This window comes from Thalassovita sp. (assembly GCF_963691685.1).
GTDB lineage: Bacteria > Pseudomonadota > Alphaproteobacteria > Rhodobacterales > Rhodobacteraceae > Thalassobius.
The window spans coordinates 1155416-1168577 of the sequence record NZ_OY829290.1 but is presented as its reverse complement, the minus strand read 5'-3'; the positions used below and the strand labels follow the sequence as shown (position 1 = coordinate 1168577).

Sequence of the window (13162 nt, the reverse complement as noted above, 5' to 3'; positions counted from 1 at the left end):
CATGGCTTGGGACCGCAATCAAATGGCCGCACGCGCGGCACAGGAACTGCAGGACGGCTGGTATGTGAACCTCGGCATCGGGATCCCGACGCTGGTTTCCAACTACATCCCCGAAGGTGTGGAAGTGACGCTGCAGTCGGAAAACGGCATGCTGGGCATGGGCCCCTTCCCCATCGAAGGTGAGGAAGACGCTGACCTGATCAACGCAGGCAAGCAGACCATCACCGAACTGCCGCAGACCGCCTATTTCGATTCTGCGCAGTCCTTTGCGATGATCCGCGGTGGCAAAATCGCCATGGCGATCCTGGGCGCGATGGAAGTTGCCGAAAACGGCGACCTGGCCAACTGGATGATCCCCGGCAAGCTGGTCAAAGGCATGGGCGGCGCGATGGATCTGGTGGCCGGTGTGGGCCGCGTGGTGGTTGTGATGGATCACGCCAACAAACACGGCCAGTCCAAAGTGCTGACAGAATGCACCCTGCCGCTGACCGGCAAAGGCGTTGTGGACCGCATCATCACCAACCTCGGTGTGCTGGACGTTGTTGAGGGCGGCCTGAAAATCGTGGAATGCGCTGAAGGCGTTTCCGAGGATGAACTGCGCGCCGCGACTGAGGCTACGATCGTCAACTGATCGGTATCAGGCATCTGAACAAGAAAGCCCCGGCCAATTGGTCGGGGCTTTTGCGTGTGACACTAATAATGTGGCCAGCCCGTTTACCGGCGCAGGTCAAAGACACAGCCGTCTGAAATCAGCTCCGGCGGCGTTTTGCACAGGTTCTTTGCCACCGCAAAGGCGGACAGGACTTTGGGAACATAATCGCGGGTTTCCGCATAGGGCGGCACGCCTTCGTGGTTCTTCACCGCGTTCTCGCCGGCATTATAGGCGGCCAGCGCCAGGATCGGATCATCCTGAAATTCGCGCAGCAACCAATCAAGGTAGGCGACACCGCCGCGAATGTTCTGGCCTGCATCCAGCGCGTCCTCAACGTCAAACCGATCTGCCGTGGCAGGGATCAACTGCATCAACCCCTCGGCCCCGGCGGAACTGACCGCATCAGCCCGCCCGCCGCTTTCAACCGCGATCACTGACAAGACCAGCGCCGGTGACACCCGTGAGTTCACACTATTCAGCAGGATCTGCGGCGCATGGGCTTCCGCAATCCGCAACAGCCCATCCAGACGCGGCGCGGCCACCCCCTGCCCCTCTGGCGCTGTGGCCAGGGTGGTCAGGGCTGCTTCCAGCCGGCCCGGGCCGCTGTCTGCCAGATCCGGTGAGACCCGCTGCCAGAACCAATCATAGCGCGTCGTGGCTGGAATGGGGCTTTCAGCCGTTTCCGCCACAACAGGGGCAGGTTCCGCCTCAGGCTCAATCTGAACGGTGATCCGCTTGCTGGTGCCTGGTGCGGGGGGGCTGACTTTCTTGAAGGTGAAGTCCGGAAATGGCTTTGGACCGTCCGCAAATAGCGGCACGGCAAGAAGAGACGCGCCAAGAAGCGCGGCAATAGGAATAAATTTCAACATATCTGGGCCTGCTCTGCCTCTGATTTTGACAGCAGTATGGCAGATTGGCCCGCAACTGGCCAGAACCCAGCCTTTCAACAAAAAGTTTGAAATTTAAATTAAATTAAAACAGATACTTAAACCTAAAAACGACAAAAAATGCATTTGCTGCAAATTTGATCTTTTGCTGCCCCATTCGCGCCCCAATCCAGCGTCAAAACGTACTCAGCCAAGGCAATGAGGCGGAGGTGAGAGACCGCTTCGAAACATTAGCCCCGCCAAGGCACAAACGATCAATTTGGAGAGAGATCATGATCAAGTTCATCAAAAACTTCCGCAAAGACGAAGACGGCGCCGTAACTGTTGACTGGGTTGTTCTGACCGCAGCCGTTGTTGGCCTGGGCATCGCAGCCGTAACCACTGTATCCGACGGAATCGACACTGCTGCGACCGCGCTGGTGACCGATCTGGCCGCGACCTCGACTGCTGCAGAAGGCGTTAACTAAGCACAGCTCTTAGTGGATACTGACCTTGAAGTCCCTTTCACAGCTGTGAAAGGGACTTTTTTGTTTGTGAAATGCGGTAGCGGAAACCCCGACCAAGTTTCCGGTCAAAGCTAACTCGCAAAACTACCGCAAACAAACCCCATTCTAAACCAAAGCGCGCCCCATTCGCGCCCCAATCTAGCTTCAAAACATACTCAGCCATGGCAATGAGGCGGAGGTGAGAGACCGCTTCGAAACACTAGCCCCGCCAAGGCACAAACGATCAATTTGGAGAGAGATCATGATCAAGTTCATCAAAAACTTCCGCAAAGACGAAGACGGCGCTGTAACTGTTGACTGGGTTGTTCTGACCGCAGCCGTAGTTGGCCTGGGCATCGCAGCCGTAACCACCGTATCCAACGGAATCGACACTGCAGCGACCACGCTGGTGACCGATCTAGCCGCGACCTCGACTGCTGCAGAAGGCGTAAACTAAGGAGCCTACTCGCTAATACGATCAGCGAATAGGCTTACAGAGCTGCCCCCGCCGGGCGGCTCTTTTCATAAGGTCCCCATGGCCCAGCTTCCCTGATTTGACTGTCCTCCTTCAGTCCCCGCCTTCAGGTCATCTGGCGCGAACCTTCAGGAGTGAACCCAATGAAGAATTTTCTGAAGACACAATTGGCCCGTTTCAAAAAAGATGACTCTGGCGCGGTTTCGGTGGAATGGGTTGTTTTGACCGCCTCCGTGATCGGCATTGGCATTGGCGCCATCACCCTGGTTGCTGACAGCAGCGAAGGTGTGGCCAGCGCCTCAAACGAGCAACTTGCAGGCGCGATGACAGACGCCGCCAGCTAAGGCCGCGCAATCACCGCCCGCTCACCCCGATTTGGCCATATTCTGACGCCAAACTCGATCCCGAACCGGGGCTCTGGCCCCTCCCTTTTGGAAAGGATATCCCATGCGAGCCGTATTTGGATTGGTCCTTGTTGTTGGCCTCGGCCTAGCCGGGTTCGCCGTCTACATGGTTCAAAACTACATCGCAGGCTATCAGGCTCAGCTGGCCCAGGCCCGCAACGCCCAGCCGCAAGTGGTCGAAATGCCCACTGTGAACGTCTACGTCGCCAAACGGCAGCTGAAATACGGCGAGCCGCTGACAGATGAGGACGTCTATCAGATCAAATGGCCCAAGGAAGCCCTGCCCGAAGGCTTCTTTACCGAGACCGAAAAACTGTTCCCGAACCCCAGTGATCCCAATCTGCGCCGCGTTGTGCTGCGCCAGATGGAAGTGAATGAGCCGGTTCTGGCGCTGAAAGTCACCAAACCCGGGCAGGATGCCGGCCTGACATCGCGTCTGGAACGCGGTCAGCGCGCCTTTGCCATTAAGGTTGACGTGGCCTCTGGCGTGTCTGGTTTCCTGCGCCCCGGTGACCGCGTGGACGTTTATTGGACCGGCACCACTGCATTGGACAACAATGCCCGCCGTGAGTTCACCAAGCTGATCGAAAGCTCGATTGCGTTGATTGCGGTGGACCAGACCACCAATGATGATGACGCAACAGCCTCCATCGCGCGTACTGTTACTGTGGCGGCAACCCCGGCGCAGGTGGCGGCCCTGGCGCAGGCGCAATCGACCGGCCGTCTGTCCCTGTCGCTGGTAGGTGCGCGGGATGACACCATCGCCGAACAGATCGAAATCGACCAACGCGGCCTGCTGGGCATTGTCGAAACGCCCCGCGAAATTCAGCAAGCAGAGGTTGAGCCTCAGGTCTGCACCATCCGCACCCGCCGTGGCGCAGAAGTGGTGGCAATCCCGATCCCCTGCTCAAACTGATCAGGCTGGAAGACAAAAACCCGGGCGCGCCATGACAGGTGCGCCCGTTGCATTTCCGCCGCAACCCCGCCGGAAAATGCGTAAAACTGGTACAACTGTGGCCCCGATCCCATTGATTCTTGCATATTTCCGCAAATTCGCTCAATGTGGGCACAATAAAGCGGGCAGCAGACCCGGATCTGAGGCGTGATCGAGAAGGCAGGTCACATGACATATCGGACTATTTTCAAAGCCGCGTGCATCGGTTTTGCACTGGCAACGGCTGTTAGCACGTTGCCGCAACCTAGCAGTGCGGAGACCCTTAAAGTGGTCAAAAGCGCGACCTCGTCGTCACTCAATGTGCCGATGAACCGCGCCGTTGTGGTGGAAAGCGAAACACCCTTTGCAGAACTGTCGATTGCCAACCCGGCGATCGCGGATATCTCATCATTGTCAGACCGCACCATCTATGTGCTGGGCAAGGCGCCGGGGATCACCACCCTGACCCTGCTGGATGCAAACGGGCGGTTGATCACCAATGTGGATGTGGTGGTCGCAGCGGATGTGACGGAATTCAAAGAACGGCTGAAGCAGATCCTGCCGGGCGAAAAGATCGAAGTGCGCACCGCAAACGACGGTATTGTGCTGTCGGGCTCGGTGTCTTCGGCACAACGTCTGCAGCGGGCGCTTGATCTGGCCGAACGCTACGCACCTGAGCGGGTGTCGAACCTGATGACGGTCAGCGGCGTGCAGCAGGTGATGCTGAAAGTGCGCTTTGCCGAAATGCAGCGTAACGTGCGCAAATCGCTCAGCTCCTCGCTGGCGCTGAACGGCATCGAAGATGGCGTCACGCTGAACGGTGGTTCGGGCACCACCAACACCTCCGGCGGCGCTTCGACCTCATTGGGTGGCTCGATCCCCGCGGTGAACGAAAACGCGGGCGCCATGCTGTTTGGCTTCGGTGTCGGCTCGGTCGAAGTGGGCCTGCTGATCGAAGCGCTGGAAAACAAAGGTGTTGTTCGCACCCTGGCAGAACCGAACCTGGTGGCCCTTTCGGGGCAAGAGGCCAAGTTCCTTGCCGGCGGCGAATACCCGGTTCCGGTCAGCCAGGACAACGGCACCATCACTGTGGAATTCAAACCTTTTGGTGTTGAACTGGACTTCGTCCCGCGTGTTGTGGACGGCGATCTGGTAAACTTGGAACTGAAGGCCGCGGTTTCGGCGATCGACACCTCGAACGGCTATCAGACCGAAGCCTTCACCATCGATGCCTTCCGCCGCCGCGAAACCTCCACCACGGTGGAACTGCGTGATGGACAAAGCTTTGCAATTGCAGGGCTTTTGCAGGACGAATTTGTAGATGCCAACGGCCAGATCCCTTGGCTGGGTGACATTCCAGTACTGGGCGCGCTGTTCCGCAGCGCCGAATACCAGCGCAACCAGTCTGAACTGGTGGTCATCATCTCGGCCCATCTGGTCAGCCCGACCCGGGGCGAGGCGCTGGCCCTGCCAACCGATCGGATCAAACCGCCGTCCGAAAAGGATCTGTTCCTCTTTGGTCGTGTGGCCCGTGACGAATCGCGTCGCCTGAAAGGGGCTGCGGGTGAAGTTGCCAAACAGGACTTCAACGGGTCCTACGGCTATGTGATGGAGTGATCAGATGACCAAACGACGTTCCCTGACCACCCCTGCCCTGCTCAGCTGTAGCCTGTTTGCCCTTGCGGCCTGTGAAGGCACCACCAGCTATTCCAGTTTCACCGGTGAAGCCGGCGCATTGGTTGCGGGCGGTGATTTTGGCAACGCCACCATGAACAACACCCTTGTTCAAAACGGTGATCGTGAATTTGTGATCGATCTGGCCCAGCGTTTTGCCAAAGAGGTGCCGAGCACCATCAACTTTGCCTTCAACTCGGCTCAGATTGACGCTCAGGCCGCCGAAGTGCTGCGCGCACAGGCCCGCTGGATCAGACAGTTCCCCGAAGTACGCTTCAAGGTCTTTGGTCACACGGATGCCGTTGGGTCCAACAACTATAACTTCTCGCTGGGCAAACGTCGCGCCAATGCTGTGGTGAATTTCCTGGTCAGCCAGGGCATCAGCCGTGGCCGCTTGCAGGCTGTTGTCAGCCGTGGCGAAACCCAGCCGCTGATCGTGACGCAGAACCGCGAACGCCGCAATCGCCGCACCGTGACCGAAGTCACCGGCTTTGTACGTGATCATCCGCTGGTGCTGGACGGAAAGTACGCGCAGATCGTCTACCGCGACTATGTCGAGAGCGCGACCGTGCCGCAGACTCTGACCGGCATCGAAAATAGCGTGGCTTCGGGCGGATAAACGCCCGACCGCTTCAACACTCTCCCCCAGATGGGGAGAGTGCCCAACAATTCCGCACAATTACGATTTTTTGGCCCCATTCTCGCCCATATTGGACGTGATTTTGGTCCCACTGGGAGCAGTGTGCTTGGCGAAATCCAGGCACGGTGTGACAGGAAGGGATACAACGATCTAAAAATCGGCCCGCCTCCTGTTGCACGTTCAACGTAGGACATGAGGCAATGACGAGTAACGAACATTCTTCCGCAGAAGTGCCGCCCATCCTGGCCTGTACCATCAGCCGGGACGTACAGAATTTCGATCTGCTGATCGAGGATATGGAAGACATCATGGGCGAAGCCTGGGGCGACCTGGGATTCACCGATGCGCTGGCCTATTTTCAGCAGCCCGATGCGGCGCAGCTGGAATTTGTGGCCCTTGCCGTTGATCATGAAGACGAACAAAACCTGCCTGCCCTGGGTGAGGTGATCGCGGCCGCGAAAGAGCGGTTGATCAAGGTCATTCTTATTACAGATGAGGTCACACCGGGCGCATTGCATCAGTTGTTGCGCCAGGGGGCCGATGAATTTGTGCCCTACCCGCTGCCAGATGGTGAGTTGAAGGCCGCCATTGACCGGGTGCGCACGCCGGAACCAAAAGTGCTGGAAACCGCAGCGCATGAGGAACCCGCCGCCGCTGCCCCTGCATCCGCCGCCTCAGAACCAGAACCCGCCGCGCGCAAGTCCAATCATGACCGCGAAGGTGTGGTGATCGCCGTTCAGGGCCTTGCCGGCGGTACCGGTGCAACCACGCTGGCCGTGAACCTTGGCTGGGAACTGGTCAATGCAGCCAAGAAGAAAGAAACCCCGCCGCGGGTCTGCCTGTTGGATCTGGATCTTCAGTTCGGGTCGGTTTCGACCTTCCTCGACCTGCCGCGCCGCGAAGTGGTTTATGAACTGTTGAGCGATACCGAAGCGATGGATGACGATATCTTCTCGCAGGCGCTGAGCGGGTTCGAAGAAAAGCTCTACGTCCTGACCGCCCCAGCTGACATCCTGCCGCTGGACCTGGTAGAGCCAGAAGACATTGAACGCGTGATCGCAATGGCGCGCAAACATTATGACTATGTGATCGTCGACCTGCCCAAAACGCTGGTGCAATGGTCCGAAACCGTGCTGCACGCGGCACATGTCTACTTTGCCACGCTTGAGCTGGACATGCGCTCGGCCCAGAACACCCTGCGTCTGAAACGCGCGCTGCAATCCGAGGGCCTGCCCTTTGACAAGCTGCGTTTTGTGCTGAACCGGGCGCCAAAATTCACCGATCTAAATGGCAAAAGCCGGGTCAAACGCCTGGCGGACAGCCTGGACATCAAGATCGACATTCAACTGCCAGACGGCGGCAAGCAGATCACCCAATCGGGCGATCATGGCACCCCGCTGGCGCAATCTGCTGCCAAAAACCCGCTGCGCAAGGAGATCGCCAAACTGGCGGCCTCGCTGCACAAGCTCAGCGGCGCTGACGACAAGTAAGATCGATTTTTAACGAGGGGGACCGCGATGTTTTCGAAATACAAAAAGGTTGAAAAGCCCACCGCGGCCAAGGTTGTTGAGCTGCCCAAAGCCGACAAAGCGCCCAGCGCGGCTGCCCCTGCGGCAGCGGCAGCCAAACCCGCCTCCATGCGTCGGCCCACCCAACTTACCGCGGCGCAAGCGCTGCCAATGGACAAAGAGCGCAAGCGCAAAGAGCGTTTGAACGACATCAAGCTGGACCTGCACCACACCCTGCTGGACAATCTGAACCTCGCCGCGCTGGAAACCGCGACCGAGAAGGATCTGCGCGCCGAAATCAATGCGATCAGCGTCGAAGCCCTGGAAGACAAGGGCATCGCACTGAACCGGGATGACCGTCAGCTGGTGTTTCAGGAACTCTATGATGAGGTCACCGGCCTTGGCCCGCTGGAACCGCTGCTGAAAGACGAAAGCATCAGCGATATTCTGATCAACGGGCCCAAGCGCATCTTTGTCGAACGTAACGGTAAACTGGGCCTCAGTGAGGTGACCTTCAAGGATGAAAAGCACCTGCTGCGGATCATCGACAAGATCGTGTCCGCCGTGGGCCGTCGCGTTGATGAATCAAACCCCTATGTAGACGCCCGTCTGGCCGATGGATCCCGTTTCAACGCCATGGTCGGCCCGATTGCCATCGACGGATCGCTGGTTTCGATCCGGAAATTCAAAAAGGACAAGCTGGGCATTGATGACCTGGTGGGCTTTGGCGCCTTTTCCGAAGAAATGGCTGCCTATCTGCAGGCCGCCGTGGCCACCCGGCTGAACATCATCGTCTCGGGCGGGACCGGGTCCGGTAAGACCACCACGCTCAACGCCCTGTCGAGCTTCATCGACAACTCCGAACGGATCCTGACGATCGAGGATACGGCAGAACTGCAGCTGCAACAGATCCACGTCGGCCGGATGGAAAGCCGCCCCCCCAACGTGGAAGGCAAAGGTGAGGTGAGCCCCCGCGACTGTCTGAAAAACGCGCTGCGGATGCGCCCGGACCGGATCATCGTGGGCGAGACCCGCGGTGAAGAGGTGATCGACATGCTGCAGGCGATGAACACCGGCCACGATGGATCGATGACCACCATTCACGCCAACAACCCGCGCGATGGCATCAGCCGTCTGGAAAACATGATCGCCATGGCCGGCATTGAGATGCCACTGAAAGCCGTGCGGACGCAGATTTCCTCGGCGGTGAACCTGATCGTTCAGGCCTCTCGTCTGCAGGACGGCTCACGCCGGATGACCTCAATCACCGAAATCACCGGGATGGAGGGCGATGTGATCTCCATGCAGGAGGTGTTCCGCTTCCAGCGTGTGGGGCTGACGCCTGACAACAAGATCATGGGCCATTTCACCGCCACCGGTGTGCGCAGCCACTTCTCGGAACGGTTCCGCCTCTGGGGGTATGACCTGCCCGCCGAAATCTTTGAACCCGTAGCAGCGGAGTGATGTGATGACAGTCCCTATCGAAGTCCTGATCTACGGTCTGGTGTTCATCGGCGTTCTGGTGATCGTCGAGGGGCTGTACCTGACCGTTTTTGGCCGCTCAATCAGCCTCAACAGCAAGGTGAACCGTCGCCTTGAGCTGATGGAAAAGGGCAAACAGCGCGCTGAGGTGATGGAAACGCTCCGCAAGGAGATGAGCCAGCACATGCAGTGGAAGAACTTCCCGGTTTATTCGCTGCTGGCCTCCAAGGCGCAGAAGGCCGCGCTGGCCTTTTCGCCGTTGCAGCTGGTGATGCTAATGGGGGTGCTCTCGGCAGTTGCCTTTGTCGCGCTGACCGTTGGCACGCAAACCGCCTTGGTGGTGCGCGCTGGGGTGTCCATCGCCATGGGCGTTGGCGGCATTTTTGTCTGGGTTTCGGCCAAGGCCAAAAAACGGATGTCGCTGATCGAAGAACAGCTGCCGGACGGGATCGAGCTGATGGTGCGCTCGCTGCGCGTGGGGCATCCGTTTTCCTCAGCCATTCAAATTGTCAGCCGCGAAATTTCCGATCCGCTGGCCAGCGAATTCGGCATGATCGCCGATGAGGCACAATATGGCCGCGACGTCGGTGAGGCGCTGCAGGAAATGGCGGACCGTCTGGACATGCAGGATCTGCGGTTCCTGGCCGTGGCCGTCACCATCCAGCAGCAATCCGGTGGTAACCTGGCTGAGATCCTTGATGGTCTGGCCAAAGTGATCCGCGCCCGGTTCCGCCTGTTCCGCCGGGTGAAAGCCATCACCGCCGAAGCACAGTGGTCGGGCAAGTTCCTGTCGGGCTTTCCCTTGCTGGCGCTGGTCGGCATCAACCTGATGGACCCGCATTATTACGATGAAGTCATGGATCACCCGATGTTCATCCCGGCCTGTGTGGCGGTGGGTGTCTTCCTTGTGGCGAATATGTTCGTCATGCGGATGCTAGTGAACATCAAAGTCTGAGGAGAGCTGAGAAATGTCCGTGCTCACAACGATGTTTGGTGGTGGTCTGGGACCGCTGTTTCTGGTCGGCTTCCTTGGGGTGGCGTTGGTGCTGGGCACCCTGCCCTTCCTGATCAACACCAAGCCTGATCCCCTGGACAAGCTGAAAGAGGCCGCCCGGCCGCAAGCGGCCACTGCGGCCGGCGTTGACCTGCGACCGCAAAGTGGCAGTTCCAAAAAGCTGGAGAAATATTCCTCTTTCCTGGAGCCACAGGATGCCGAAGAATTCACAGCCATGCGGCAGAAAATGATGCAGGCGGGTTATCGCACCAAAGAGGCGGTGATGATCTTCCACTTTGCCCAGTTTGCGCTGGGGCTTGGTCTGCTGGTTCTGGGCATGCTCTATTACCTTGTTGCGAAATCCGGCCCGAACTCGACACCGACTGAGATGATCATGTGGATCCTTGGCCCCGGCATCATGGGTTATATGGCACCGAAATACTGGATCACCAAACGCCAGCAGGAACGCCAGGAGGAGATCACCCAAGGCTTCCCGGACAGTCTGGACATGATGCTGGTCTGCGTCGAAGCCGGTCAATCCATGGACCAGTCAATCATTCGGGTGAGCCGGGAAATCAGATCCTCCTACCCGGCTCTGGCGGATGAGTTTGAAATTGTCAGCCAGCAGATCAAAGCCGGCAAAGACAAAGGCAATGTTCTGAATGAAATGGCCGAACGTTGTGGGGTTCAGGATGTCTCGAGCTTTGTGACCGTGCTGGTGCAATCGCAAAGCTTCGGCACCTCGATCGCCGAAGCGCTGCGGGTCTATGCCGGTGAAATGCGGGACAAGCGGGTGATGCGGGCCGAAGAAAAGGCCAACAAACTGCCCACCAAGATGACATTGGCGACAATGATGTTGACGGTTCCGCCGCTGCTGATCATTCTTGTGGCACCGTCGGTCGTGGGGATCACCGCGCTCGGCCAATAAGCCAAGACCAAGAGCAGATCACATGACACATCCGCGCTGCGCCACAATGCTGGCCGCCGCCTTGCTGACATCGCTTGCCTTAACCGCCTGCACCACAGGCGGTTTTGAGCTGCCCGAAGATCAGGTGTACGCCCCCGGTGTGGCCCAGGGTGAGGCTGTGGATGGTCTGATTGTGGGCGGTAGGCTGATGGATGCGGGCCAATATGAGCTGGCAATTGACGCCTACACCCGCGCCGGGCTGGATCATGGGTTGAACGTTGATGTTCTGGCAGGGCTTGGCAGTGCCAATCTGGCCCTTGGCCGTCTGGGTCAGGCCGAGGAGTTGCTGCGCCGTGCGGTGGCGAAGCCGGGCGCCGCCCCTGAGGTCTGGAACAACCTTGGTGTCTTGTTGCTGGAGAAGGGCGAAATTGGTGAGGCGCAACTGGTGCTGCGCAAGGCCTATGCGCTGGACAATGGCGCAAGTGACGCAATTCGGGACAATTTGCGCAAAGCTCTCGCAAAATCGGAAAATCCCGTTTATGATGCACCCTTAGAACAAAACTATAAGTTGGTACGACGCGGTAGCAGTGACTATCTGATCCGCGCGATACCATAACAGGCAAGAGCAGTTGAAGGACGCAGGCACATGCGCCATTCCATTCGTTTTACCCTCTGCGTGGTTGCCGGGCTGAGCCTGAGCGCCTGTTCGCAGCTGCGCGGTGATGATCAGGTTGACCGCGCCATGTCCGCCATCAATGCGGTGGATGAAAACAACCTCTCTGACATCATGCTGACCGTGGCAGATGCGGATGAGGCGGTGCGCTACTTCCAGCGCGCCAGCAAAGACAACCCCGATCGGATCGATCTGCAGCGCGGTCTGGCGCAATCGCTGGTGCGTGCCTCACGCGCGACCGAGGCAGTGCCCGCCTGGCGCAAAGTGACCACCATGGAAGGCAGCACACAAGACGACAATGTCGATCTGGCCGATGCGCTGATCCGCACCGGTCAGTGGGATGAGGCCGATCAGGTGCTGGATGCCGTGCCCCCCACCGTTGAGACCTACAAACGCTACCGTCTGGAGGCCATGGTCGCCGACAGCAACAAGGAATGGCAGAAGTCCGACAGTTTCTATGAAACCGCCGTTGGCCTGACCACCCGCCCGGCCGGGGTGCTGAACAACTGGGGTTATTCCAAACTGACCCGTGGCGATTACGCCGAGGCCGAGCGCCTGTTTGCCGAAGCGATCAAACACGACCAGAACCTGTTCACCGCCAAGAACAACATCGTTCTGGCCCGCGGTGCGCAGCGCAACTACTCCCTGCCGGTGATCCCGATGGATCAGACCGAACGGGCGCAGCTGTTGCACACCATGGGTTTGAGCGCCGTGAAACAAGGCGATGTCACCACCGGCAAAACCCTGCTGCGCGAAGCAATTGACACCCATCCGCAGCACTTTGAGGCCGCGGTCCGCGCCCTGCGCGCACTGGAAGCGTGATCCGGTGAGTTTTGACCCGATGCTGTTTCTGTGGGGCGGGGCTGAGACCCTCAGCCTGCCCCGTCAGACCGCGCTGATCTTCTTTATCCTGACCCTGCCCCTGTGCCTGTGGACCGCAATCAGCGATCTGCGCCATATGCTGATCCGCAACAATGCGGTGATTGCGCTGGCGGCGGTCTTTGCCGTGGTCGGCATCTTCCTGATGCCACTGCCGGTCTATGGCTGGCAATTGGCGCAGCTGGTCATCGTGCTGCTGGTCGGCATTGTGATGAACGCACTTGGCCTGCTGGGTGCGGGGGACGCAAAATTTGCAGCATCTGCAGCACCTTACGTGGTGCTGACGGATGTGCGTTTTCTGGTTCTGCTGTTCGCGCTGATCCTGCTGGGGGCTGTGGCGGCCCACCGTTTGGCCCGTGTCACCCCGCTGCGCAATCTGGCACCAGAATGGAAAAGCTGGGGCCGCAAGAAAGACTTCCCCATGGGGCTGGCGCTGGGACCTACCCTGTCGGCTTACCTGGGGCTCTCCGCGCTTTACGGCAGCTGAGGGGCAGCAGGGCACGATTGGCCCGAAATGCCCCCTGCCTGCGCGGTTTCCTCCCTTTTTCTGCCATGATCTCTGACCAAA

At 58.8% G+C, this 13162-nt stretch carries 15 protein-coding genes; 14 read left to right on the top strand and 1 reads right to left on the bottom strand.

Features of this window, described 5'->3' with window-relative positions; translation table 11 throughout:
• Window position 1 precedes the first annotated feature (1 nt).
• The gene (locus ACORLH_RS05710) at window positions 2-631 is read left to right on the top strand and encodes a 3-oxoacid CoA-transferase subunit B (RefSeq protein WP_321831639.1); all 630 of its coding nucleotides are present in this window, start codon (window positions 2-4) and stop codon (window positions 629-631) included.
• A gap of 83 nt (window positions 632-714) precedes the next feature.
• Here the strand turns inward: ACORLH_RS05710 and ACORLH_RS05705 are convergent, their stop codons facing one another.
• Complete coding sequence (locus ACORLH_RS05705) at window positions 715-1521, bottom strand: lytic transglycosylase domain-containing protein (RefSeq protein ID WP_321831637.1); 807 nt, start codon at window positions 1519-1521, stop codon at window positions 715-717.
• A 290-nt stretch (window positions 1522-1811) separates the two neighbouring features.
• Here ACORLH_RS05705 and ACORLH_RS05700 point away from each other — a divergent pair, with 290 nt between their 5' ends.
• From ACORLH_RS05700 to ACORLH_RS05640, 13 genes are all read left to right on the top strand, one after another.
• On the top strand, window positions 1812-2006 hold the full coding sequence (locus tag ACORLH_RS05700; RefSeq protein ID WP_321831636.1) for a pilus assembly protein: 195 nt from the start codon (window positions 1812-1814) through the stop codon (window positions 2004-2006).
• 280 nt (window positions 2007-2286) lie between these two features.
• Complete coding sequence (locus ACORLH_RS05695; RefSeq protein WP_321831635.1) at window positions 2287-2481, top strand: pilus assembly protein; 195 nt, start codon at window positions 2287-2289, stop codon at window positions 2479-2481.
• Between the two features lie 161 nt (window positions 2482-2642).
• On the top strand, window positions 2643-2843 hold the full coding sequence (locus ACORLH_RS05690; protein ID WP_321831634.1) for a hypothetical protein: 201 nt from the start codon (window positions 2643-2645) through the stop codon (window positions 2841-2843).
• A gap of 103 nt (window positions 2844-2946) precedes the next feature.
• Entirely contained in the window at window positions 2947-3819 is an 873-nt protein-coding gene (gene cpaB / locus ACORLH_RS05685; protein WP_321831633.1) for a Flp pilus assembly protein CpaB, read from the top strand.
• 207 nt (window positions 3820-4026) lie between these two features.
• On the top strand, window positions 4027-5454 hold the full coding sequence (locus tag ACORLH_RS05680; RefSeq protein ID WP_321831632.1) for a type II and III secretion system protein family protein: 1428 nt from the start codon (window positions 4027-4029) through the stop codon (window positions 5452-5454).
• A 4-nt stretch (window positions 5455-5458) separates the two neighbouring features.
• On the top strand, window positions 5459-6130 hold the full coding sequence (locus ACORLH_RS05675; RefSeq protein ID WP_321831631.1) for an OmpA family protein: 672 nt from the start codon (window positions 5459-5461) through the stop codon (window positions 6128-6130).
• Window positions 6131-6351: 221 nt separating this feature from the next.
• A complete protein-coding gene (locus ACORLH_RS05670; protein WP_321831630.1) occupies window positions 6352-7641 on the top strand; it encodes an AAA family ATPase in 1290 nt (429 codons plus the stop codon).
• A 27-nt stretch (window positions 7642-7668) separates the two neighbouring features.
• Window positions 7669-9123: a CpaF family protein gene (locus ACORLH_RS05665; RefSeq protein WP_321831629.1), complete on the top strand. Its 1455-nt coding sequence runs from the start codon at window positions 7669-7671 to the stop codon at window positions 9121-9123.
• A 4-nt stretch (window positions 9124-9127) separates the two neighbouring features.
• Window positions 9128-10096, top strand: coding sequence for a type II secretion system F family protein (locus tag ACORLH_RS05660; protein ID WP_058244486.1), 969 nt, complete (start codon window positions 9128-9130; stop codon window positions 10094-10096).
• Between the two features lie 13 nt (window positions 10097-10109).
• Window positions 10110-11063, top strand: coding sequence for a type II secretion system F family protein (locus ACORLH_RS05655; RefSeq protein WP_321831627.1), 954 nt, complete (start codon window positions 10110-10112; stop codon window positions 11061-11063).
• Between the two features lie 22 nt (window positions 11064-11085).
• Window positions 11086-11658: a tetratricopeptide repeat protein gene (locus ACORLH_RS05650; protein WP_321831626.1), complete on the top strand. Its 573-nt coding sequence runs from the start codon at window positions 11086-11088 to the stop codon at window positions 11656-11658.
• 30 nt (window positions 11659-11688) lie between these two features.
• The gene (locus ACORLH_RS05645; RefSeq protein ID WP_058244483.1) at window positions 11689-12537 is read left to right on the top strand and encodes a tetratricopeptide repeat protein; all 849 of its coding nucleotides are present in this window, start codon (window positions 11689-11691) and stop codon (window positions 12535-12537) included.
• 4 nt (window positions 12538-12541) lie between these two features.
• Window positions 12542-13081, top strand: coding sequence for a prepilin peptidase (locus tag ACORLH_RS05640; RefSeq protein WP_321831625.1), 540 nt, complete (start codon window positions 12542-12544; stop codon window positions 13079-13081).
• Window positions 13082-13162: the final 81 nt, after the last annotated feature.

What these genes read in the sequence shown, in the direction of transcription:
- ACORLH_RS05690 (WP_321831634.1), top strand. Translation starts at nt 2,643, where the DNA reads ATGAAGAATTTTCTGAAGACACAATTGGCCCGTTTCAAAAAAGATGAC.
- ACORLH_RS05645 (WP_058244483.1), top strand. Translation starts at nt 11,689, where the DNA reads ATGCGCCATTCCATTCGTTTTACCCTCTGCGTGGTTGCCGGGCTGAGC.
- ACORLH_RS05695 (WP_321831635.1), top strand. Translation starts at nt 2,287, where the DNA reads ATGATCAAGTTCATCAAAAACTTCCGCAAAGACGAAGACGGCGCTGTA.
- ACORLH_RS05675 (WP_321831631.1), top strand. Translation starts at nt 5,459, where the DNA reads ATGACCAAACGACGTTCCCTGACCACCCCTGCCCTGCTCAGCTGTAGC.
- ACORLH_RS05705 (WP_321831637.1), bottom strand. Translation starts at nt 1,521, where the DNA reads ATGTTGAAATTTATTCCTATTGCCGCGCTTCTTGGCGCGTCTCTTCTT.
- ACORLH_RS05700 (WP_321831636.1), top strand. Translation starts at nt 1,812, where the DNA reads ATGATCAAGTTCATCAAAAACTTCCGCAAAGACGAAGACGGCGCCGTA.
- ACORLH_RS05670 (WP_321831630.1), top strand. Translation starts at nt 6,352, where the DNA reads ATGACGAGTAACGAACATTCTTCCGCAGAAGTGCCGCCCATCCTGGCC.
- cpaB (WP_321831633.1), top strand. Translation starts at nt 2,947, where the DNA reads ATGCGAGCCGTATTTGGATTGGTCCTTGTTGTTGGCCTCGGCCTAGCC.
- ACORLH_RS05710 (WP_321831639.1), top strand. Translation starts at nt 2, where the DNA reads ATGGCTTGGGACCGCAATCAAATGGCCGCACGCGCGGCACAGGAACTG.
- ACORLH_RS05650 (WP_321831626.1), top strand. Translation starts at nt 11,086, where the DNA reads ATGACACATCCGCGCTGCGCCACAATGCTGGCCGCCGCCTTGCTGACA.
- ACORLH_RS05680 (WP_321831632.1), top strand. Translation starts at nt 4,027, where the DNA reads ATGACATATCGGACTATTTTCAAAGCCGCGTGCATCGGTTTTGCACTG.
- ACORLH_RS05655 (WP_321831627.1), top strand. Translation starts at nt 10,110, where the DNA reads ATGTCCGTGCTCACAACGATGTTTGGTGGTGGTCTGGGACCGCTGTTT.
- ACORLH_RS05665 (WP_321831629.1), top strand. Translation starts at nt 7,669, where the DNA reads ATGTTTTCGAAATACAAAAAGGTTGAAAAGCCCACCGCGGCCAAGGTT.
- ACORLH_RS05660 (WP_058244486.1), top strand. Translation starts at nt 9,128, where the DNA reads ATGACAGTCCCTATCGAAGTCCTGATCTACGGTCTGGTGTTCATCGGC.